At 68.4% G+C, this 20,181-nt stretch carries 19 protein-coding genes; 8 read left to right on the top strand and 11 right to left on the bottom strand.

Annotated elements, in window-relative coordinates; translation table 11 throughout:
- The first annotated feature begins 67 nt into the window (after positions 1-67).
- The 3 genes from Q7J26_RS08565 (at position 68) to Q7J26_RS08555 (ending at position 1,694) form a co-directional block, all read left to right on the top strand.
- Positions 68-343: a flagellar biosynthetic protein FliO gene (locus tag Q7J26_RS08565; RefSeq protein ID WP_304936042.1), complete on the top strand. Its 276-nt coding sequence runs from the start codon at positions 68-70 to the stop codon at positions 341-343.
- A gap of 161 nt (positions 344-504) precedes the next feature.
- On the top strand, positions 505-1,302 hold the full coding sequence (fliP, locus tag Q7J26_RS08560; RefSeq protein ID WP_304936041.1) for a flagellar type III secretion system pore protein FliP: 798 nt from the start codon (positions 505-507) through the stop codon (positions 1,300-1,302).
- Positions 1,303-1,415: 113 nt separating this feature from the next.
- Positions 1,416-1,694: an HU family DNA-binding protein gene (locus tag Q7J26_RS08555; RefSeq protein ID WP_008263548.1), complete on the top strand. Its 279-nt coding sequence runs from the start codon at positions 1,416-1,418 to the stop codon at positions 1,692-1,694.
- A 35-nt stretch (positions 1,695-1,729) separates the two neighbouring features.
- On the opposite strand, the gene Q7J26_RS08550 is transcribed toward Q7J26_RS08555, so the two are convergent.
- The gene (locus Q7J26_RS08550; protein WP_304936040.1) at positions 1,730-4,588 is read right to left on the bottom strand and encodes a lipopolysaccharide assembly protein LapB; all 2,859 of its coding nucleotides are present in this window, start codon (positions 4,586-4,588) and stop codon (positions 1,730-1,732) included.
- Between the two features lie 118 nt (positions 4,589-4,706).
- On the opposite strand from Q7J26_RS08550, the gene Q7J26_RS08545 reads away from it, so the two are divergent.
- Positions 4,707-5,093 (top strand): DUF983 domain-containing protein, encoded by a 387-nt coding sequence (locus Q7J26_RS08545; protein ID WP_304936039.1) that lies wholly within the window; start codon positions 4,707-4,709, stop codon positions 5,091-5,093.
- Between the two features lie 17 nt (positions 5,094-5,110).
- Here the strand turns inward: Q7J26_RS08545 and Q7J26_RS08540 are convergent, their stop codons facing one another.
- Entirely contained in the window at positions 5,111-5,515 is a 405-nt protein-coding gene (locus tag Q7J26_RS08540; protein WP_304936038.1) for a helix-turn-helix domain-containing protein, read from the bottom strand.
- A 96-nt stretch (positions 5,516-5,611) separates the two neighbouring features.
- On the opposite strand from Q7J26_RS08540, the gene Q7J26_RS08535 reads away from it, so the two are divergent.
- Positions 5,612-6,529 (top strand): NmrA/HSCARG family protein, encoded by a 918-nt coding sequence (locus Q7J26_RS08535; RefSeq protein ID WP_304936037.1) that lies wholly within the window; start codon positions 5,612-5,614, stop codon positions 6,527-6,529.
- Between the two features lie 191 nt (positions 6,530-6,720).
- Here the strand turns inward: Q7J26_RS08535 and Q7J26_RS08530 are convergent, their stop codons facing one another.
- Positions 6,721-7,083, bottom strand: a complete 363-nt coding sequence (locus Q7J26_RS08530) for a hypothetical protein (protein WP_304936036.1) — start codon at positions 7,081-7,083, stop codon at positions 6,721-6,723.
- The gene (gene hmgA, locus Q7J26_RS08525) at positions 7,080-8,375 is read right to left on the bottom strand and encodes a homogentisate 1,2-dioxygenase (protein ID WP_304936035.1); all 1,296 of its coding nucleotides are present in this window, start codon (positions 8,373-8,375) and stop codon (positions 7,080-7,082) included. Before hmgA ends, Q7J26_RS08530 begins: the two co-directional genes overlap by 4 nt.
- Positions 8,376-8,490: 115 nt before the next feature.
- Between hmgA and Q7J26_RS08520 the strand changes: the two genes are divergently transcribed.
- Positions 8,491-9,003: a GNAT family acetyltransferase gene (locus tag Q7J26_RS08520; protein WP_304936034.1), complete on the top strand. Its 513-nt coding sequence runs from the start codon at positions 8,491-8,493 to the stop codon at positions 9,001-9,003.
- On the opposite strand, the gene Q7J26_RS08515 is transcribed toward Q7J26_RS08520, so the two are convergent.
- Entirely contained in the window at positions 9,000-9,257 is a 258-nt protein-coding gene (locus Q7J26_RS08515; RefSeq protein ID WP_304936033.1) for an Lrp/AsnC ligand binding domain-containing protein, read from the bottom strand. The genes Q7J26_RS08520 and Q7J26_RS08515 overlap by 4 nt on opposite strands.
- 277 nt (positions 9,258-9,534) lie before the next feature.
- On the opposite strand from Q7J26_RS08515, the gene Q7J26_RS08510 reads away from it, so the two are divergent.
- Positions 9,535-11,628 (top strand): catalase, encoded by a 2,094-nt coding sequence (locus Q7J26_RS08510; RefSeq protein WP_304936032.1) that lies wholly within the window; start codon positions 9,535-9,537, stop codon positions 11,626-11,628.
- A 93-nt stretch (positions 11,629-11,721) separates the two neighbouring features.
- Here the strand turns inward: Q7J26_RS08510 and Q7J26_RS08505 are convergent, their stop codons facing one another.
- Positions 11,722-13,791 (bottom strand): ATP-binding protein, encoded by a 2,070-nt coding sequence (locus tag Q7J26_RS08505; RefSeq protein WP_304936031.1) that lies wholly within the window; start codon positions 13,789-13,791, stop codon positions 11,722-11,724.
- 400 nt (positions 13,792-14,191) lie between these two features.
- Here Q7J26_RS08505 and Q7J26_RS08500 point away from each other — a divergent pair, with 400 nt between their 5' ends.
- Positions 14,192-14,872: a bifunctional 4-hydroxy-2-oxoglutarate aldolase/2-dehydro-3-deoxy-phosphogluconate aldolase gene (locus tag Q7J26_RS08500; protein WP_304936030.1), complete on the top strand. Its 681-nt coding sequence runs from the start codon at positions 14,192-14,194 to the stop codon at positions 14,870-14,872.
- A 7-nt stretch (positions 14,873-14,879) separates the two neighbouring features.
- Here the strand turns inward: Q7J26_RS08500 and Q7J26_RS08495 are convergent, their stop codons facing one another.
- The 5 genes from Q7J26_RS08495 to Q7J26_RS08475 all read right to left on the bottom strand — a co-directional run bounded on the left by Q7J26_RS08495 (position 14,880) and on the right by Q7J26_RS08475 (position 20,149).
- Positions 14,880-15,413, bottom strand: coding sequence for a periplasmic heavy metal sensor (locus Q7J26_RS08495; RefSeq protein ID WP_304936029.1), 534 nt, complete (start codon positions 15,411-15,413; stop codon positions 14,880-14,882).
- Positions 15,410-15,820: a hypothetical protein gene (locus tag Q7J26_RS08490; protein ID WP_304936028.1), complete on the bottom strand. Its 411-nt coding sequence runs from the start codon at positions 15,818-15,820 to the stop codon at positions 15,410-15,412. The genes Q7J26_RS08495 and Q7J26_RS08490 overlap by 4 nt, the downstream gene beginning before the upstream one ends.
- The gene (locus tag Q7J26_RS08485; protein ID WP_304936027.1) at positions 15,817-16,401 is read right to left on the bottom strand and encodes an RNA polymerase sigma factor; all 585 of its coding nucleotides are present in this window, start codon (positions 16,399-16,401) and stop codon (positions 15,817-15,819) included. The genes Q7J26_RS08490 and Q7J26_RS08485 overlap by 4 nt, the downstream gene beginning before the upstream one ends.
- Before the next feature lie 66 nt (positions 16,402-16,467).
- The gene (locus Q7J26_RS08480) at positions 16,468-17,166 is read right to left on the bottom strand and encodes an EF-hand domain-containing protein (protein ID WP_304936026.1); all 699 of its coding nucleotides are present in this window, start codon (positions 17,164-17,166) and stop codon (positions 16,468-16,470) included.
- Positions 17,167-17,212: 46 nt separating this feature from the next.
- Positions 17,213-20,149 carry a bifunctional [glutamine synthetase] adenylyltransferase/[glutamine synthetase]-adenylyl-L-tyrosine phosphorylase gene (locus Q7J26_RS08475; RefSeq protein ID WP_304936025.1) on the bottom strand — a complete coding sequence of 979 codons (2,937 nt, stop codon included), beginning with the start codon at positions 20,147-20,149 and terminating at the stop codon, positions 17,213-17,215.
- Between the last annotated feature and the right edge of the window lie 32 nt (positions 20,150-20,181).

Here is a 20,181-nt window from a genome sequence, read left to right as displayed (position 1 = left end):
AAACCCATCGTTAACCGTGGTGGTTAAGACTTGAGGAACAGCGCCGACTGCGCGGGGCCTTAAGCGTATGAATTTCCTCGATCTAGCCCGCGCCGTCTTCGGCCTGGCCTTCACCCTGGGTCTGATCGGCCTGGCCGCCTATGCCGCGCGCCGCTATGCGCCGCAGCTGATGGCCCGACTGAACGCCCAGCGCGGCGAGCGGCGGATGCAGGTGGTCGAGACCCTGGTGCTGGATCCCGCGCGCCGGCTGGTGCTGGTGCGGATCGACGCGGAAGAGCGGCTGATCCTGCTGGGCGAAGGCCGCGAACTGATCGAGCCGCGCCAGCCGGAGATCTTCAAGTGAGGGGGTCCGGCATTCTCCCTCCCCCTGCGGGGGAGAGGCGTCGCGCAGCGACGGGGTGGGGGCGGCAAGGCGACGCCGCACGGACTGTCGATGGGTCGCCCTGCCCGTCCCGCCCGGCTCCGCTGCGCTCCGCCCCCCTCCCCCGCAGGGGGAGGGAAAAGGTGTTTGCGGTTCCCGCCGCGTCCGAGCTGAAGCGCGCGGCCCTGCTGTCGCTGTTCACCACTCTGGTCTGCCTGGCCTGGCCGCTGGCCGCCTTCGCTCAGGATGCGGCCAGCGGCTCGGCCATCAATATCGACCTGGGCAGCGGCGCGGGTCTGACGCAGCGGGTGGTGCAGCTGGTCGGGCTGATGACGGTGCTGTCGCTGGCGCCGTCCATCGTCATCATGACCACCAGTTTCGTGCGAATCGTCGTGGTCCTGTCGCTGTTGCGGACCGCCCTGGGCATGCAGCAGTCGCCGCCGAACGCGGTTCTGGTATCCCTGGCCCTGTTCCTGAGCGCCATCGTCATGGCCCCGACCTGGCAGGACGCCTATGATTCGGGCGTCCGTCCGCTGCTGGATCAGCAGATGGAATTGCCCCAGGCCTTCGATGCGGCGTCGGAACCTGTGAAAACCTTCATGCTGGCCCAGGTGGACCGCGGCGACCTGGCCCTGTTCACCCGTCTGAGCCGTGTGGAGGCGCCGACCAACCTGCAGGAGCTGCCCCTGCGCGTGGTCACGCCGGCCTTCATGATCAGCGAGCTGAAGAAGGCTTTCGAAATCGGATTTCTCCTTTTCGTTCCGTTCCTTGTGATCGATCTGGTGGTCGCCAGCGTGCTGATGTCCATGGGTATGATGATGCTGCCGCCGGTGGTGGTGTCCCTGCCGTTCAAGCTGATCTTCTTCGTGCTGGTGGACGGCTGGAGACTGGTCGCCGGCAGCCTGGTCGAGAGCTTCCAGCGGGCGTCCGGAACCGGATAATCCCCGCCCCATAAGGCTTTGCGCCTTTTACACGCTTGCAATGCCGGACGAAATCCGTGTTGATCCCCCAGTCCTCGCCCTGAATCGGGCGACTAACACTGGAAACGCTTCTTATGACCACTCAAGCCGAACTGATCGCCGCCGTCGCCAAGGACGCCGGTGTTTCGCAGGCCGACGCCGGCAAGGTGCTGACCGCCATCGTCGAAAACATCCACGCCAGCCTGAAGGCCGGCGGCGACGTGCGCATCTCGAACCTGGGCGTCTTCGACACCGCCGCCCGCGCCGAGCGTGAAGGCCGCAACCCCGCCACGGGCGCGACCATCAAGATCGCCGCCTCCAAGGCCGTCCGCTTCCGCGTCTCGAAGCCGCTGAAGGACGCCGTCAACGGCTAAGGTTTTTCCGGTCCCTTCGGGGACCGATCAACCGATTAACGGGCGGGGGTCGCAGGGCGATTCCCGCCCGTTTCCTTTCGGAAGTCCTGTTTGGCGGCGTTGACCCAGCCGACGAAGGTGTCGGCGTTGGCCGACAGGGCGGCGAAATCGTTCGCCCCGGCCAGGCCCGACAGATTGTCGTCCAGGGCCACGCGGATCGCATTGGCCGACCGCGCCCGGGCGATGAAGGGCGAATACTGGCCGCGCAGACGATCCAGGGCGGCGGGGTTTCCACTCAGCGAGTAACCGACGCCGGCGCGGATCAGCCAGCTTTCCTCGGCCTGGGTCAGGGGCGCATCCCCCTGTTTGTAACGATCGCCCAGACGCGCTTCGTACAGGGGCGCGGCCTCGGCCCATTTCTGCTGTTTCCACAGAATGTCGCCGCGCACCTCGCGCGCCGGGCCGGACTGATCGCGGTCCAGAACCTCCAGGGCGTGGTCGTAGCGGCCAAGGTCCATCAGGGCGCGCGCCTCCAGCGCCCGGCGCTCGCTGTTGATGGCGTTGGGCAGCAGGGTGGTGCGCGAGCTCCAGATGGCCTGCAGCGCCTTCTCCGGCTGGCGATCCATCAGATAGACGGTGGCCAGATTGGTGGCGACCTGGGCCTTGGCCACCCCGTCCAGCCGCTCGTCCACCTGGTGTTTCAGCAGTTCGGCGGCCTGGTCCAGCAGATCGACGTCGATCAGGCGGCGCGACAGACGGCGCACCATCTCGTCGCCGTCGGCGCCGATGGGAGTCAGTTCGCGGAAATCATAGAAGAGGGCCAGGGCCTGAACGGGCTGCAGGCCGTCGGCCGCGCCTTCCAGGAACAGGGCGCGGAAGGCGTTGGACTGGTCGGCGTAGATCTCGGCGGCGCCGGGCACCCCGGACATCCGCTTGCCGGCGCCGCGCAGGGCGTCCAGGGCCTCGCGATAGCGGCCTTGCTGAAGATAGAGATTGGCCAGTTTGCGGATGACCGCCAGTTCGGTGGCGTCGCCGCGCCAGCGCCATTTCAACTGCTCCAACTGCTGGGCCGCCTGATCCGGCGTCAGGACGCCCTTGTCCAGCTCCAGCCCGATGGCGCCCAGTTTGGCGGGGGTGGCGATGCCGTCCAGCGGGGCGCGGGCAACGGCCTTGTACACCGCCAGCGCCCGATCCGTGTCGCCGGACAGTTCGAACAGACGCGCCTGAACCACGCGGGCGGTCAGCTGATCGGCGGCCGAGGCGTTCTGGCTGAAGACATAGGCCAGCAGCTGGCGCGCAGCCGGCAAGTCGTTGGTCTGGATGGCGGCCAGGGCGTGGGCGGCGCCGAAGCGGGCGCGCCATTCCTTGGGGAAGTCGTCGATGACCGAGGCCCCGGCGGCGAAGGCGCGGCGCGCGCCCTCCCAGTCGCCCTGTTCGGCGGCGATATAGCCCTGCCAGACCTTGGAGGCGGGATCGTTGGACAGGGCCGAGCCGGCGAAGTCGGCCTGGGCCTCTTCAAGCCGGCCGACGCCGACGCGGGCGGCGCCGCGCAGGCCGCGCACCTCGGGCTCACCCTGCATGTTGGGGGCCTTGGCGACCAGGGCGTTGATGACGCCGATCGCCTCATAGTTCAGGCCGGACCCGACCAGAAAACGGGCCAGGGCCATCCGCGCCGCGATGGGGGCGCGGGGATTGTCAGTTCCGGCGATGGTTTCCTGAGCCGCCGCATCCTGAAGGCGGCGATAGCGTTGCGAGAAGCCGTCCTCGCCCGCTGTCGCCCATTCCTCCAGGATCAGGGCCGGATGGGGCGCGGGCTTGGGGGCGTCGCTCTCATGGGCGGCGGCCTCCAGGGTCGCCGACGGCGGCGACAGGGTCAGGCCTTGCGGACGGCTGAGCGTGACCAGGTCGCCCGCCGCCTCGATCTTCAGATCGTCGGTCGTGGTCTCGACCGCCAGCCCCTGGGCCGTGGGGATCAGGCTGAGATCGACGGTGCTGCGCGCGCCCGCAAACCCCTTGCCGGGCGCCAGGGCGGTGACGGCGGCGAAACGGTCGCCGACCAGGGGATCGGTCAGCCAGACGGTCTTGGTCGCCCCGGCCATCCGCGCCACCAGGGTGGCGGACCCGTCGTCAGACCGCTCCACCTCGACGCCCGAAGCGCCGGCGGGCGAACCGCCGATGGTCACAGTCCAGGTTCCGCCCTGGCCCTCGGCCGCCACGGCCAGGCCGTCGGGAGCGGCGATGCGGACGGCGGTATAGTCCGGCCCGGCGGCCCAGCGGGCCTCCTTGGCCGGTCCCAGGGCCTTGGCCCCGGTCAGGTCCATCTTGGCGGCGGTGTCGAACACGACCCAGACCGCCTCGCCCCGGCGGAAGACGGCGGCGCCGACCGGCGCGCCCCACTGGAAGGTCAGGACGGTCTTCTCCGGCGAGGAGACGGCGCGGACGGGGACGACGGAATTGACGAGCGCCGCCCGCTCTTCCTGCGTCGGCTCCGGCGCCTTGCCGGGCGCGTAAAGGTTCAGCCAGACCGCGCCGTCAGCCGCCCCGGACCGGGCATCGGCGCCCTCGGCCAGGGTGATGACCAGATCGGTCGCCCCGCCCCGCGCCAGCCGCGTCTCGACGGCCTTGACCCCCTCCGGCGGATCGACGCGCAGACGCGAGACATCCGGCGCGGCCGAGACGCCCAGGCGGACGATGACCTTGTCGCCCTCGCGCCGGACCTGGCTGCGCGCGCCGATGACGCCGCCGAACTCGACACGGGTGAATTCGCTGGATTGACCGATGTTGATCGACAGCGGATCGCGCGACCGGCCGGCTTCCTGGGCCAGCGGCGCCAGCGGCGCGAACACAACCGCGCCGGCCGCGGCGGCCGCCACGGTCGACTTCAGGATACGCTTGCTGTGCGGGGTCCCGGACATATCCGTCGAGCCTTGCCCCACAAGCTCTTTAATCGCGGTTAACCGACAGTGACCGTGATTCTACGGATAGGACGGTTCGTCCGGCGACAGGCGGCGCGATCCGGCCCATGATGGGGCCATGACCGATTATCCGCGCCTCAGCACCCTGAAGACCGGCCTGGCCTGTCGCTGTCCCCGCTGCGGCGAGGGGCCGCTGTTCAAGGGCTATCTGACCCTGCGCGAGGCCTGTCCCAAATGCGGGCTGAGCTATGGGTTCGCCGACCCGGCCGACGGTCCCGCCTTCTTCGTCATGACGGCGGTGGGCGTAGTCGGAATGATCCTGCTGATGATATTCGACTTCAGCGTGAAGCCGCCCATCTGGGTGCATGCCGTGGTGACCCTGCCGATCCTGGTGATCATGTGCCTGGGCTGCCTGCGGCCGTTCAAGGCCTGGCTGGTGGCGGAGCAGTTCATCCACAAGGCGGCGCCGCCGGAATTCTCCAGCAACGGCAAGCACGGGGATTGAGGGGCGAGACCTGCGCTCTACCGTTGAGCGTTGTCATAGGCGGCGCGGCTTTCGGCAATTCGCGGCCAGTTAGTCCGGATCCAGGAGGTAAACCCCTCCAGCGCGGGCAGCATGCTCGCCCCCATCTCGGTCAGCTCATATTCGACGCGCGGCGGCACTTCCGGAAAGTAGTGCCGCGTGAGCAGACCGTCGCGCTCCAGATTGCGGAGGGTCAGCGTCAGCATCCGCTGAGTGATCCCGTCGATACCGCTCTTAAGGGCCGAGAAACGGAGTCGATGGCCGTCCGCCACCGCGAGGTGGGACATGACGAGAATGGTCCATTTGTCGCCAAGCCGCGCCAGGACGCTGTTGGGCGCACAGGGCGTAAATCGGGGGCCGTCCTCCGTCTCCGCATAGGGGCGCCCGTGGATCGATCGGTGCACGCGTATCATCCTTGTGCCTGAGGCTCAAAAATGTGCCGTCTTCCGGCCCATTCCCAGCAGTATATATAGGTAACCTTCGAGCAAGCGAGGGTATTCATGTCTGACATCAAACAGCCGATCCTGGTGTTCGGCGCCACCGGCCAACAGGGCGGATCGGTCGCCGCTTCCCTTCTGAAAGCCGGTTGGCCGGTTCGCGCCCTGGTTCGCGATACGACGTCGCCGCAATCGGCGGCGCTTGGAGAAGCCGGGGTTGAACTCTTCCAGGGCGATTTCGACGACGTCGATGAAATTCGGATGGCGATGAAGGGTGCGTACGGCGTCTTCAGCGTGCAGCCGAGTTCGCCGGGCGGCGCCGTGACCGATGCGCAAGAAGTCCGCTATGGCGTCACCGTCGCCGATCTCGCGGTCGAGAGCGGGGTGAAGCACCTCGTCTATAGCTCGGGCAATGGTGTCGGCGACACCCCGACCGGGATGGCTCATTTCGACACGAAGAGCCGGATCGAAGCGCATATCCGCACCCTGCCCATCACCGCCACGGTGGTCCGTCCGGCGGCGTTCATGGAGATGCTGACGATGCCGGGCTTCGGGCTGGACGAGGGTCGGTTCAACTTCTTCCCCCGCCGAGACCAGGTGATGCAATTCCTGGCGGTCGAAGACATCGGCAAGTTCGTGGCCGCCATTCTTGCGGATCCAGCGCGCTTCGGCGGCGAAACGCTTGAGATCGCCAGCGACGCGGTGACCGGCGCCGACCTGGAAGCCGGTTTCACCGAAGCGGCAGGGAGTCCCATCGCCTATTCTCGCTTCTCCGACGCGGTTTTGGCGGCAAACCCATTCTTGGCGGGCCTGACCGCGCTGGTTGACGCGGGACCTCTCGCAGGGAACGCCGACCTTGACGCCCTGCGAGAAATCAACCCGGAGATGCAGATTTTTCACTCATGGCTCGCAGGATCCGGCCGCAACGCATTCGAGCAAGCGCTCAGCGCAGCGGGGGCCTGGGACTATAACAAGGCCTGACGTCCCAAGCGGACACTCCGCAACGGTCGCCATCCGCTGTTGCGGCGAAACGGGATCTTCTGCTTTCACCCCGAACAGACCTTTGGCATGTCCGCTCTCGGCTCCAGCCGTCCGTGTCAGCCGGTACCGATTCACCCCTCATTTCAGGGCCAGGATTTCGGGAATGGGTAGGCGTGTAGCGGCTGCCTTCCTCAGTCGATGCAGAGGGTCGGGCCGGCCTTGCCGTCCTCGACCGGCGTATTGCAGCCGAAGCGGTCGCTGGTGGCCTGGCAGACGCCAGCTGTGGCCGCGCCCGCCTCGATGCCGGTATTGCCCTCGACGCGGCAGTCGCCCTGGCACTGGTCGCCGTCGGTGCAGCGCTTGCCGGCGTCGGCGTAGCTGATCACGCACTGCCAGGACTGCATCCGGCCCACCTGTTTCATCGTGCCGCCGCGCGTGGCGCAGGCCGAGGCTTCGGCGCTCTGCATCGGGGCGTCGGAGCCGGCGCCTGTCGTCTGGGGCGTGCAGGCGGCGGCCAGCAGGGCGGCGGCGGCGATGAGGGAAATGCGGATCATTCGACTTGTCCTTTGGTGAAGCCCGACCAGACATCGTCATAGTCGAGCTGCATCTGGGGTGATTCTGACGCCCATTTCGTGACACGGATCGGCGCCCGGGTCTCGAACATGAAGGCCAGGGTGTCAGTGATCTTGTGCGGCTTCAGTTCCGCCCGGATCGCGCCTTCATAGCTGGCCTGATCGGGACCATGGCCGCTCATCCGGTTGTGCAGGGAAGCCCCGCCGGGCGCGAAGCCGCCGGCCTTGGCGTCATAGGCGCCGGTCACCAGGCCCATGAATTCGCTCATGACGTTGCGATGGAACCAGGGCGGGCGGAACGTATGCTCGGCCACCATCCAGCGCGGCGGGAAGATGACGAAGTCGATATTGGCCGTGCCCGGCGTCTCGGACGGGCTGGTCAGGACGGTGAAGATCGACGGATCGGGGTGGTCGTAGCTGACGGTGTTGATCGTGTTGAACCGCGCCGTATCATAGCGGCAGGGGGCCAGATTGCCGTGCCAGGCCACCACGTCCAGCGGGCTGTGGTCGAAGGTCGTAGCCCACAGACGGCCGCCGTATTTCTGGACGCACTGGGTCGGGCGATCGACGTCCTCGAACGCCGCGACCGGGGTTTCGAAGTCGCGCGGATTGGCCAGGCCGTTGGCGCCGATCGGCCCCAGGTCCGGCAGGCGGAAGGGGCTGCCGTAGTTTTCGCAGACATAGCCGCGAACCGGTCCGTCGATCTCGACGCGGAAGCGGACGCCGCGCGGGATCAGGACCACATGGCCGGGCTCGGCCTCGATCACCCCCATCTCGGTGACGAACCGGTGCGCGCCTTGCTGGGGCACGATCAGCAGTTCGCCGTCGGCGTCGTAGAAGACGCGGTCGGTCATCGACCGGTTGGCGACATACAGGTGAATACCGGCGCCCGTTCCGGCGTCGGGCTCGCCGTTTCCGCCATAGCTCACCAGACCTTCGATCCAGTCAGTCGAGGTCTCGGGGATGGGCAGAGGGTCCCAGCGCATCCGGTTGGGGTTGGGCGGGGTCTCGTCGAACGGGCCGGAGCGGACGCGGCCCTGGTCGAAGGCCACATAAGGGCCGTGCTGGGCCGAGGGGCGCAGGCGGTAAAGCCAGCTGCGCCGGTTCTCGGCGCGCGGGGCGGTGAAGGCGGTGCCGGACAGCTGTTCGGCATACAGGCCCATCGGCGTCTTCTGCGGCGAGTTCTGGCCCACGGGCAGGGCGCCGGGCGCAGCCTCGGTCGCGAAATGGTTGCCGAAGCCGGTCAGATAGGCGGGCGCGTTGGATCGCGTCATGTCGTGTCTCCCTATGGCGTCGGTTTAGCCGTCCCTTGGGCCATCGTCACCCTTTTGCGGCGAGGCAACAGCTTGGCCGTTCGCGCGTTGACAGCCGCCAGGGAGTTGCACCGCCATGACCTATTTGACCCGCGCCGTCTTCGGCTTCGCCAGTCTTCTGCTGCTGCTTTCGGCCATGGCCCTGATCGGGTTCGGCGTGAAGGACGCGCTGGAAGGGATCGGACGCCCGGATCAGTCGGGGGCCGACGCCGTTCTGGACATGCTGGGCTATATCATCGTCGCCATCGCCGTCTTCGACGTGGCCAAATACATCTTCGAGGATGAGGTGCGGCGCGGCAATGAGCGGCGCAGCGCCGCCGAGGCCCGGCGCAGCCTGACGAAATTCCTGTCCACCATCGTCATCGCCCTGTTCCTTGAGGCGCTGGTGGTGGTGTTCAAGACGGCGCGCGAGGATGTGGCCCTGCTGATCTATCCCTCCGCCCTGCTGATCGCCGCCGTCCTGGTGCTGGTCGGCCTGGGCGCCTTCCAGCGCTTCTCGGCCACGGTCGAGGAGAAGGTCGGCGACGACGACGAGGCGGAGGAGCGCAAGGACGAGGTCAAGCGCAAGGCCGACGCCCGGAAGTCCTAGGCCTGTTTCGGCAGGAAGGGCGAGAAGGTGATGACGGTGAAGGTGTCGCGGACATGCGGCCGGGTCTGCACCTGTTTGGTCACGAAGGTCCCGATGTCGGCGTCGCGCGGCAGGTTGAACTTGGCCAGCAGGTCGTGCTGACCCGAGGTGGAATAGACCTCGGAGACGTTCTCGACATTGTCCACGATATCGGCCGCCACCTCATTGGCGTAGCCCAGCTCGGTTTTGATGAAGACGAAGATGGCGGTCATCATGGCAGGCGGTTCCTTGGGTTCCGCGGCTTCCTAGCGGAATTCAGACCCGGGGGAGAAAAAACACAGTCTGAATCGTCTGAAATGTCTGAAACAGCCCTCGCCGCCTCCAGTGGCTCGCCGCGTCAGATGGGGTGGCGCACGGCCCAGGCAAGTCGTTCCGGCGCTTCCAAACACGCGTCTGTGCGCAACCGGTCAGAACGTTTGCCGCCCCATGACGTTGGTCTGGCGCCGCCCGCCTTTGTGACGGGTCTGGGCTGCCCGAAAAACAGGATCCGACATGGCCAAGACACCGACGAACGCCGGAGGAATCGCGAGCCTACCGGGCGAGGCAGGCGAACTGCATCAAACCGCCTCGACGCCGCAGACGCGCACCACGACCAACCACGGGACGCCGATCAGCGACAACCAGAATTCGCTGAAGGCCGGGCCGCGCGGCTCGCCCCTGCTGGAAGACTTCATCCTGCGCGAGAAGATCCAGCATTTCGACCATGAGCGGATCCCCGAGCGGATCGTCCACGCCAGAGGCTCTGCCGCGCATGGCTTCTTCGAACTGACCGATAGTCTGTCGGACTTCACCACCGCCAAGATCCTGACCGAGGTCGGCAAGAAGACCGAACTGTTCACCCGGTTCTCGACCGTGGCGGGCGGCGCCGGGTCGGTGGATACGCCGCGCGACGTGCGCGGCTTTGCAGTCAAATTCTATACGACCGAGGGCAATTGGGACCTGGTCGGAAACAACATCCCCGTCTTCTTCATCCAGGACGCAATCAAGTTCCCGGACCTGATCCATGCGGTCAAGATGGAGGCCGACAAGGGCTATCCCCAGGCCGCCAGCGCGCACGACACCTTCTGGGACTTCATCGGGCTGATGCCGGAAAGCACCCATATGGTCATGTGGGCCATGTCGGACCGGGCCATTCCCCGATCCCTGCGGATGATCGAGGGGTTCGGGGTCAACACCTTCCGCCTGATCAACGCCGAGGGCGTGGCGACCCTGGTCAAGTTCCACTGGCGGCCCAAGCTGGGGACCCAGTCCACCTGCTGGGACGAGGCGGTCAAGATCGCCGGCGCCGACCCCGACTATCACCGCCGCGACCTGTATGAGGCCATCGCCCAGGGCGACTTCCCGGAGTGGGAGTTCGGGGTTCAGCTGTTCACCCAGGAAGAGGCCGACGCCCTGCCCTTCGACATTCTGGACGCGACCAAACTGGTGCCGGAAGAGGATTATCCGATCCGGGTGATCGGACGGATGGTGCTGGATCGCAACCCGGACAACTTCTTCGCCGAGACCGAACAGGCGGCCTTCCTGCCGACCAATATCGTGCCCGGCATCGACTTTTCCGAAGACCCGCTGCTGCAGGGGCGGCTGTTCTCCTATCAGGACACCCAGCTGTCGCGTCTGGGCACGGTCAACTTCCACCAGATCCCGATCAACCAGGCCAAGGGCTGCCCCTTCCAGAACTTCCAGCGCGACGGTCATATGCAGACCCAGGTCTTCAAGGGCCGCGCCAACTATGAGCCCAACAGCCTGGCCGAGGCGGGCGAGGACGGCGGCCCGCGCGAGGATCCCAAGGGCGGCTTCCGCACAGCGCCGGCGCCGGTCGAGGGCGAAAAGGTGCGGCTGAGGGCCGAGAGTTTCGCCGACCACTACAGCCAGGCGCGGTTGTTCTTCCAGTCCCAGACCGCGCCCGAACAGGCCCACCTGGCCAGCGCCATCGTGTTCGAGCTGTCCAAGGTGTCGCTGCCGCACGTGCGCGAGCGGATTCTGTCCAACCTGATCAACGTCGATCAGACACTGGCCCAGCGGGTGGCCGAGGGGCTGAACCTGCCCCTGCCCAAGGCGTCCAAGCCGGCGGTCGCCCCCATCAATCTGGAGCCGTCGCCGGCGCTGCGGATCATCGGCAAATATCCGGACATCCTGAAGGGTCGCAAGGTGGCCATCCTGGTCGCCGACGGGTCCGACGGGGCGGTGGTCGCCCAGGTCCGCAAGGCGGTGGAGGGCGACGGGGGTTCGGTCTTCGTCGTCGCGCCCAAGATCGGCGGGGCCAAGCTGGCGGACGGTTCGACCCTGGCGGCGGACGGTCAACTGGCCGGCAGTCCCTCGGTGCTGTTCGACGCCGTGGCCATCGTCCTGTCGGCGGACGGCTGCGCGCAACTGATGAAGGAAGGCGCCGCCGTCGATTTCGCCAAGGACGCCTTCGGCCACCTGAAGGCCGTCGGTTTCACCGCCGAGGCCCAGCCCCTGCTGGACAAGGCCGGGGTCGAGCCGGACGAGGGGGTGATCGACCTGTCGTCGGGCGCCGACGCCTTCCTGACGCCGGCCCGCACCCGTCAGTGGGACCGCGAGCCGAAGGTGCGCATGCTGGCGTAACCCGGACAGGGACCCGATGGAGCCGCACGAACCGTCCCATCATCCAATGGTAGCGGCTCCACCCCTTGCGCTTCAACTCAGGCCCGCTTCGACTCAGGCGGCGGACCCGAAGCGTCGCTCATGGCGAGGGTCCGCCGCCTCGGCGGCCCCATCGTCCAGCACGTCGAGAACGCGCTGCAGCAGGATCGCCGGCGTGATCGGTTTGGCCAGATGGCCGTTTGCGCCGGCGGCGACGCTTTCGGCGATATGTTCGGGCAGGGTGTTCGCGGTCAGCATGATCAGGGGGATGTGGCGAGCCGTTTCTCCCGCCTCCCCTGCCCTCAATCGACGGGTGGCCTCCACGCCGTCCATCTCCGGCATCATCATGTCCATCAGGATGAGATCGAAATCTTCCCGGGCCACGGCCTCCAGCGCCTCGCGTCCATTTTCGGCGAACTGCGGGCTCAGACCTGCGGCTTCGAGGATCATGCCCACCACCTGCCGATTGGTGTCATTGTCGTCCGTAACCAGGACCCGCAATCCGGCAAGCTCTGTCCCGGCGCCCGTCCCGGCGCCTTCATCGGCGGAGCGAACTGACTGTTCGGCCCGAATGACCGCCTGCAGGTCCAGCTCGACCCAGAAGACCGAACCTTTGCCGGGGGTCGAGCGGCAGTCCATGACCCCGCCCATGGCCTGCACGATGTCGCGGCAGATCGCCAGGCCCAGACCCGTGCCGCCGAACCGGCGCGTGATCGTCGCGTCGGCCTGCTGAAACCGGTCGAAGATGGCGTTTCGCTGTTCCGGGCTGAAGCCGATTCCGGTGTCTCGGACCTCGAACCGGAACCTGTCTCCCTTGCGAGAGACATTGAGGCGAACCTCGCCCGAGTCGGTGAATTTGATGGCGTTGGCCAACAGGTTGACCAGCACCTGTTTGAAGCGTGCTGAATCCAGCCAAACCCGTTCGCCGAGGATGTCTCTCAGATCCAGCCTCAAGCCCACGCCCTTTTCATCGGCCTTCAGCCGGCACAGGTCGGCGGCGCCCCTGACCAAGTCCTCCAGGTCCACGGGGGCCGGATTGAGCTTCAGCTCGCCGGATTCGATGCGCGCCAGGTCGAGAATGTCGGCGATCAGGCCGCTCAAATGGTCCGCGGCGCCGGTGATGATGCCGACCAGACGCTGTTGATCCGGCGTCAGGACGGAACTCGACAGCAGCCCGGCGCAGGCGGTCACGCCGTTCAGCGGCGTTCGCAGTTCGTGGCTCATATTGGCCAGGAAGGCCGTCTTGGCTCGGTTGGCTTCTTCGGCCTTGGCGACGGCGGCGGCCAGTTCGCGCGCCTGGGCGCGGCGTTCGGAGATATCGCGGATGTTGGCATGCACCTGCGGCCGCCCGTCCTCGTGCGACACCGACATCCACAGTTCGATGTCGATGGGCGAGCCGTCGCGTCGGATTGCGGGAAGCTCGAGACGACGGCCCAGTCTGGCGGCCCCGCTGTCTCGCCAGCGACGCATGCCTTGTCGATGCCCCTCCTTGTGTTCCGCAGGAATGATGATCGAGACTTCGGCGTTCAGGGCCTCGTCACAGCTGAAGCCGAACAGTCGCTCGGCGCCGTCCGACCAGCCGATGATGCGACCGTCGCGGTCACAGTCCACCAGGGCGTCGGCCGAGGCCGCCAGCGCCTGTCGCATGGCGTTGGTGCGGTGCCGCTCGGCGAGTTCAGCCGCGCAGGCGTCGCCGATCAGCCTGAGCCGCGCGGCCAGCCCGGCGTCGAAGGGGCGGGGCTCAGGATCAAGGACGCACAGGGTGCCGACCATGCAGTCGTTCACCAGAAGGGGCACGCCGACATAGAAGCGGATGTGCGGTTCCCCGACGACGTAACGCCCGGCGCTGAAGCGCGGATCGGCGCGCGCGTCCGACACCCACAACAGGTCTCGGGGGTTCAACAGGGCATGATTGCAGAAGGAGTCCCACCGACAGATCGGAGACGCGGGGAAGCCTTCGGCCCCGACGATGCGGATATGATCGCTCTCGATCAGATTCACCAGACCGATCTGCGTCTGGGCCAGATCGGCGCCCAGTCGGGCCAGCGCCTGAAGACTGGCGTCCGGCGCGCAATCACTCAGCCCCAGGGACTGAAGCATGGCTAACCTGCGGACTTCGTCTTGCGCGCTTGGCAGCTGGATCATGTGACCCTCCTGCGGCTGGTTTTAGATAACGCGGGTTAAGCGGCCGTTTCGTTGCGCGTACGCGTTGTCTCTAACTCGCGCCGCAGTGCGACGCACATGCCGCGCCCCGGCGGCCGGAAGCTTGACGATAAAGGGCGCCATAGACGCCCTGATGGCTCGGCCCCCCGGCGAGCGCCTCGTCATCTGAACACTCGCATTTCAAGCCCGCGCGCCGACATCCTGGGGACTGAGCCTCGCGCCTCTGACACCGGTGAAACAATATGTTCCGCTGCGTCGTCGTAAACCCGGCCCCGCCGCTTTCGCTTTCCGCGTTGGCTGGGATAAGCAGGGGCGACGCCGGGCGACCGGTCGGTGCAACACAGGCGTTCCGGCGCGGGTCGGAACAGGCGGAGACTGAGACATGGCCCATGATCGCGTCAGCGTGCTTCAGGCGCTGGAGACCCAGGGCGTCTGCCCGGTCTTCTATCATTCCGATCCCGAGATCAGCCTGAACGTCATCCGCGCCTGCGCGCGCGGCGGGGCGCCGGTGGTGGAGTTCACCAATCGCGGGGATTTCGCCTGCGACCTGTTCGGCGAGATCAATCGCGAACTGATCAGGACCGACCCGGACGTGGTGCTGGGCATCGGTTCGGTGGTCGATAGCGGCACGGCGTCGCTTTACCTGAACCGCGGCGCGCGTTTCGTGGTCAGCCCCTGCCTGGTCCCCGACGTGGCCAAGGTGTGCAACCGGCGCATGGTGGCCTATTTCCCCGGCTGCGGCTCGGTGACCGACATCGGCGAGGCGCACGAGCTGGGCTGCGACATCGTCAAACTGTTCCCTGGGTCGTCGGTCGGCGGACCGGACTTCGTCAAGGCGGTCCGGGCGCCCATGCCCTGGGCCAAGATCATGCCGACGGGCGGGGTCGATCCGGATGAAGCCTCCATCGCCAAATGGTTCGGCGCGGGCATCGTGGCGGCGGGCATGGGCTCAAAACTGGTGACCGACGAGGCCGTCAAATCGGGCGACTGGGCCGCCATCGAGGCCAAGGTCCGCGCCACCGTGGACGCCGTCGCCGCCTATCGGGCGTCGAAAAAGGGCTGAACCCGCCTTAACCCGGACCGTCGGGGCCGTCCGGTCCCGGCGGCGGGGGCGCGGCGTTGCGGCCGGTCTCGGGCGCCTGGGCGCCGGGACCGGGGCCACGTCGCATCAGCAGGCCGGACAGAACCTTGCGGTCCTCGACATCCAGGTTTTCCAGCATGGCGATGGCCCCGCCTTCCAGACGGGCGCGGCCCCGCATCTCGGCCGTGCGCGACTGATCCAGCAGGGCCTGGACACGGGCTGCGTCCATCCGGGGTTCGGCGGCCGCCTGAACCGCCTGATCCCGCGCCGAGCGGGCGGCCTCGAAATCGGGCCGGGCCGCGAGCGCGGCGGCCCGCATCTTGGCGCGGACGTCGCGCCGCACCTCGGGCTCGAGCTGGGCCATCACCTCTCGGAAGGGGCCGGGACGCGCGGGGCGGCGCAGTTCGGCGACCCGTTCGTCCACCTTGGCCCGGCTGACGGCGAAGGCGACTCCGCCGGCCAGGGCGAACAGGTTCAGGGCCACCGACGCCGCCAGGGCGATCTTCAGGCTGCGTCCGCTCATCCCAGAACCTCCGTATCGTCCACCCCGACCAGGGAGGATTGGTAAAGCACCGCGTCGGCCCGTTCGTCCGCGGTGACATGGGTGGTCAGGCCCACGCCCGCGACCACGCCGGCGCAGGCCGCCGCCGCCCAGCCGGCGCCGAGATAAAAGGCGATCCGATCCAGATGGAAGCGACGGGCCCTGGCCTTCGGCGCGGCGGCCAGCAGGCGCGCCGTCAGGTCGGCCGAGGGCGTCGGGGCGGGCGAGGCGTCCAGCAGGGCGTCCAGCGCCGCCGCCTGGGCCAGCACCGTCTTCAGCGACGGATCGGCGGCGATCAGGCTTTCGGCGAAGGCGCGTTCAGACGCGGGCCACCGACGCAGGTCGGCGCCGTAAGCCTCCGCCAGGGCGTGCAACCGATCCGCCTTCATCGTCCGTCTCCCTTAGTCATCCCTGGCTCCATCCCCGGCGCGATGTCCGCCAGGGCTAGACGCAATGCGCGGCGTCCGCGCGACAGCAAACTCTCCAGCGCCTCGACGCTGACGCTCATCAGGGCGGCCGCCTCGATATTGGTCAGCTCCTGATAATGACACAGGACCACCGCCTCGCGCTGGCGGTCCGGCAGGCGTTTCAGCGCCCCATCGACCCGTGCGCCCGTCTCGGCCGCCAACAGGCCGCGATCCGGCGCCGGACCGTCGTCGGGGCGATCCGGCGGCGTCTCCGTGGGGATCTCGCGCCGTCGCCGCAGCCGGTCGTAGCAGAGGTTCAGCGCCACCCGGTGCAGCCAGGTGTCGAACTTGGCCTGGCCGGGGGTCCATTTTGGCGCCTGTCGCCAGGCCTTCAGCAGCGTCTCCTGGGCCACGTCCTCGGCCTCGCCCGCGTCGCCCAGCATGCGCTGGGCCAGGGCCAGGATTCGCGGCAGCTTGCGCGCGACAAGCGTCTGCGCGGCCGCCGGATCGCCCTGACCCACGCGGCGCACCAGATCCTCGTCGGGGTCGACGATCGCGACCAAACCCGCCTCTTCCGCTGCTGACGAAAGGGACCGATTCGCACGATACGGCCGACCCCGACACCGTTCTTACTCCGAAGCCGGAGCCGGGGAAGCGGGTTGTTGCACCGGACGGCCGGCGCGGCGTTGCTGACGCTCGGCCCCACGCTCGGCCTGGCGTTCCGCACGATGGGCGGTCATGGCGGCCCGACGTTCGTCGGCGGTGACCACGCCGTTGCGGTCGGCGTCCATCTTGTCGAACTGCTCGCCCAGTTTGGCGGCGACCTCGGAGATCACCACGGGGCCGCGTTCACGCCCTTCGGGACCGCGCCCTTCCGGACCGCCGTGACCGCGCATGGCGTGACGGGGACCGCCGCGAGGACCGGACCGAGCGCGTTCAGGACCGGGGCCGCGGTCGGCACGGTCCGGGCGGGCGGCGTGGCCGGCGTCGAACTCGGCACGGCTGATGGAGCCGTCGCTGTTGGCGTCCAGCTTGGCGAAACGGTCGTCGGCGCGCTCGGCCCGCTTGGCCTGCATGGCGGCCTCACGCTCGGCCACGCTGACCGTGCCGTCGCGGTCGGCGTCGAGCGCGGTCAGGCGGGCGACGCGAGCCTCGATGAAGGCGGCGCGGGTCAGGTCGGCGTCGCGGTCTGCGGGTCCGCGCGCATGGGGCGGCGGAGGACCGTCGGCCGGGGGCGGCGGAACCTGGGCGGTGGCGACCCCGGCGCCGGCGTCGAGGACGGCGGCCAAGGCCATGGCGCTGAAGCCGTTCAGAACGATCTTTCTCATCTCGATAATCTCCTCGAACCGCGTTGAGCGGTCGTTGACAGCCCTGTCAGGAGATTGAACGCGGCTCTTCGGACTCTCCGTCGCGACTGATCTCTTCGCGTGTGAGGGGCACCGCACGTTCGAAGGCCTTGCGCGCCCTGGCCCGCAGTTCAGCCAGTTCGGTCTTCAACGACTCGAAGTCCTGAGCGCCCGCCGCCTCGGCCAGCCGCAGCCGGAAGACCGAGGGTTCGGCCTCGGGATCGACCCGGCCTTCGAAGGCGGCGGCCAGCAGATGGGCCAGCCGCTGCTGCACCCGCCAGGCCTCGGCCAGGACCGGGTCGTCGTGCAGGGCCTCCAGCGTCGACAGGGTCAGGGGCTCGCCCAGTACCGCCGCCTGGAGCTGGCGGTACTGGGCCGCGAACTCGGCGTCCACCTGGCCGCCGGGCGACAGTTTCAGGTCCCAGAAGCCGTGCGGGCGGCGCTCCCGATCCATCAGGGCGCGCATCTTGCGGATGTCGGCGGGCACGTCCACGCCGGGACGCGGCCGACGCAGGGCCGCCTCGATCGCCGCCGAGACCCGGTCGCCGAAGGTGGGATCGCTGGCCCAGACGACGCGGGCGCGGGTCAGGACCATGAACTCCCAGGTCTCGGCCTCGCCGGCGTAATAGTCGTCGAAGGTGGACAGCCGCACCGAGACCGGCCCCTTGGACCCGGTGGGGCGCAGCCGCATGTCCACCTCGTACAGGCCGCCCTCGGCGGTATGGGCCGACAGGGCGGCGATCAGCCGCTGGGTGAAGCGGGCGTAGAAGACGTCGGCGGTCCAGCCCTTGATCTCGGACACGGTCTCGGGCGGGGCGTCGTACAGGGTCATCAGGTCCAGGTCGGACCCGGCCGTCATCTCGCGCGAGCCCGCCTTGCCCAGGGCCACCACCGCGACCGCGCCGGGGAAGGCCCCGCCCAGCCGTTCGGTCTCGGCCAGGGCGGCGGGCGACAGGGTGCGCATGGCGGCGTCGGCCAGGGCGGCGTAGGCGCGACCGGCGGCCTCTGGGCCGGCGCGGCCGGTCATGGCGTGGATGCCGATGCGGAACATCTGTTCGCGGTGCAGGCGGCGCACGGCGTTCATGGCGCCTTCGAAATCCTCGGTCTCGCCGGCTTCGCGCAGAATCTGTTCGGTCAGGCCGGTCTCTTCCGACAGGTCGGCCAGGAAACGAGCGTCCAGCACCCCGTCCAGGGCCGCCGGCTGACGCCCCAGGGTCCGGGCCAGGCGCGGCGCGAAGGCCATGACGCCCAGCACCATTTCGAACAGTTTGGGCTGGTTCAGGAACAGGGCCTGGACCTGAACCCCCGCCGCCAGACCGGAGAAGAAGACGGCGAACCGGCGGAAGGCCTCGTCGGGCGCGCCGGACCGGGCCAGGGCCTCCAGCAGGCGGGGCGCCAGGCGGGTGAACAGCTCACGGCCCCGCTCGGTGCGGGTCGCGGGAATGCGGCCGTGGTGCCAGGAGCGGATGGTGTCCGCCACCGACGGCGCCTCGGAAAAGCCCATGCGGCGCAGGGTGTCCAGGGTCTCAGGATCGTTCTCGACCCCGGTGAAGACCAGGCTGCCATAGGCGGAATCCAGCTCCTCCCCGCCCTCGAATAGTTCGCCGTAGCGGGTGTTGACCCGGACCAGCAGGGCCTCGACATGGGCGTCGAAGGCGGCCAGATCGGTCCAGCCGGCCAGGGCGGCGACGGCGGCGCGGCGCTGGGGATCCTCAGGCAGGCGGTGGGTCTGTTCGTCGTCCAGCATCTGGACCCGATGCTCCAGACCGCGCAGTTCGACATAGGCGGCCGACATCTCCTCGGCGACGGCGGCGGGGATATGGTCGGCCTGGGCCAGGGCCGTCAGGGCGTCCAGGGTGCGCGTGGCGCGCAGGGCGGGGTCGCGACCGGCCAGGATCAACTGCTGGGTCTGGGCGTAGAATTCGATCTCGCGGATGCCGCCCCGGCCCAGTTTCAGATTGGCCCCGGCGGCCTGCAGCCCCTCGCCCGTCTTGTGGACGTGGATCTGGCGCTTGATGGCCTGGATGTCGAGGACGGCGGCGTAGTCGAGGCTGCGACGCCAGATGAAGGGGCGCAGGGCTTTCACGAACCGGACGGCGGCGCGCGGGTCGCCCAGCACCGGCCGGGCCTTGATGAAGGCCGCCCGCTCCCAGTTCTGACCGACGCTCTCGTAATAGGCCAGGGCCATCGGACCCGACACCACCGGCGGGGTCGAGGACGGATCGGGCCGCAGGCGCAGATCGACGCGGAAAACATAGCCGTCGGCCGTCCGTTCGGTCAGCAGGGTCGCGATCCCCTTGCCGACGCGATTGGCGAAGTCCTGCATCTCTTCGCCCTCGCGCAGGGCCAGGCCCATCAGGCGCGGCTCGAAGAAGAGCGAGATGTCGATGTCGGACGAATAGTTCAGCTCGTTCGCGCCATGCTTGCCCATGGCCAGGCCGAACAGGCCGGGGATGGGGCCGCGCGAATCGTCGGGGGGCGAAATCAGTCGGCCCCGCGCGCGCTGCTCGGCGGCGACAGCGCGCAGGGCGGCGCGGCAGGCGGCGTCGGCGAAGCTGGACAGGGCGCCCGTCACCTGGTCCAGGTCCCAGACCCCGCCCAGATCGGCCAGCGCCGTCAGCAGGTGCAGATCAGCCTTCAGCACCCGCAACGGGGCGCGCACGGCGTCGGGTTCGTCGTCCAGGGCGTCGGTGTCGGCGAGGATCCGGATCAAGCCCGAGGTCGGGTCTCGTTCCAGAATCCGGCGCAGATGGGCGGGGCGGCGACGCATCAGGCCCGCCAGATAGGGCGAGGCGCCCGCCACCGGCGCCAGGGCGGGCCAGGCGGCGTCCAGGGTCTCGCGCCAACCGTCGGCGTCGGCGGCCTCGATCAGGGTCTCCAGCAGGCGGTCGGCGGCGGCGGGATTGGCGACAGGCCCGGCGGGGGTCAGGATCTGGAACAGGGGCTGAGGCTTGGGATCGGGCATTCAACTCTTCCGCTCATCCCGGCGAAAGCCGG

Origin of the sequence: Brevundimonas sp., assembly GCF_030656255.1 — a bacterium.
Taxonomy (GTDB): domain Bacteria; phylum Pseudomonadota; class Alphaproteobacteria; order Caulobacterales; family Caulobacteraceae; genus Brevundimonas.
Note: the sequence above shows the minus strand (reverse complement) of the source record. Positions and strands in the feature narration are given on the sequence as shown.

What these genes read in the sequence shown, in the direction of transcription:
- Q7J26_RS08555 (WP_008263548.1), top strand. Translation starts at nt 1,416, where the DNA reads ATGACCACTCAAGCCGAACTGATCGCCGCCGTCGCCAAGGACGCCGGT.
- Q7J26_RS08545 (WP_304936039.1), top strand. Translation starts at nt 4,707, where the DNA reads ATGACCGATTATCCGCGCCTCAGCACCCTGAAGACCGGCCTGGCCTGT.
- Q7J26_RS08530 (WP_304936036.1), bottom strand. Translation starts at nt 7,083, where the DNA reads ATGATCCGCATTTCCCTCATCGCCGCCGCCGCCCTGCTGGCCGCCGCC.
- Q7J26_RS08475 (WP_304936025.1), bottom strand. Translation starts at nt 20,149, where the DNA reads ATGCCCGATCCCAAGCCTCAGCCCCTGTTCCAGATCCTGACCCCCGCC.
- Q7J26_RS08480 (WP_304936026.1), bottom strand. Translation starts at nt 17,166, where the DNA reads ATGAGAAAGATCGTTCTGAACGGCTTCAGCGCCATGGCCTTGGCCGCC.
- Q7J26_RS08515 (WP_304936033.1), bottom strand. Translation starts at nt 9,257, where the DNA reads ATGATGACCGCCATCTTCGTCTTCATCAAAACCGAGCTGGGCTACGCC.
- Q7J26_RS08520 (WP_304936034.1), top strand. Translation starts at nt 8,491, where the DNA reads ATGACCTATTTGACCCGCGCCGTCTTCGGCTTCGCCAGTCTTCTGCTG.
- Q7J26_RS08505 (WP_304936031.1), bottom strand. Translation starts at nt 13,791, where the DNA reads ATGATCCAGCTGCCAAGCGCGCAAGACGAAGTCCGCAGGTTAGCCATG.
- Q7J26_RS08550 (WP_304936040.1), bottom strand. Translation starts at nt 4,588, where the DNA reads ATGTCCGGGACCCCGCACAGCAAGCGTATCCTGAAGTCGACCGTGGCG.
- Q7J26_RS08490 (WP_304936028.1), bottom strand. Translation starts at nt 15,820, where the DNA reads ATGAAGGCGGATCGGTTGCACGCCCTGGCGGAGGCTTACGGCGCCGAC.
- Q7J26_RS08495 (WP_304936029.1), bottom strand. Translation starts at nt 15,413, where the DNA reads ATGAGCGGACGCAGCCTGAAGATCGCCCTGGCGGCGTCGGTGGCCCTG.
- Q7J26_RS08500 (WP_304936030.1), top strand. Translation starts at nt 14,192, where the DNA reads ATGGCCCATGATCGCGTCAGCGTGCTTCAGGCGCTGGAGACCCAGGGC.
- Q7J26_RS08565 (WP_304936042.1), top strand. Translation starts at nt 68, where the DNA reads ATGAATTTCCTCGATCTAGCCCGCGCCGTCTTCGGCCTGGCCTTCACC.
- Q7J26_RS08510 (WP_304936032.1), top strand. Translation starts at nt 9,535, where the DNA reads ATGGCCAAGACACCGACGAACGCCGGAGGAATCGCGAGCCTACCGGGC.
- Q7J26_RS08535 (WP_304936037.1), top strand. Translation starts at nt 5,612, where the DNA reads ATGTCTGACATCAAACAGCCGATCCTGGTGTTCGGCGCCACCGGCCAA.
- hmgA (WP_304936035.1), bottom strand. Translation starts at nt 8,375, where the DNA reads ATGACGCGATCCAACGCGCCCGCCTATCTGACCGGCTTCGGCAACCAT.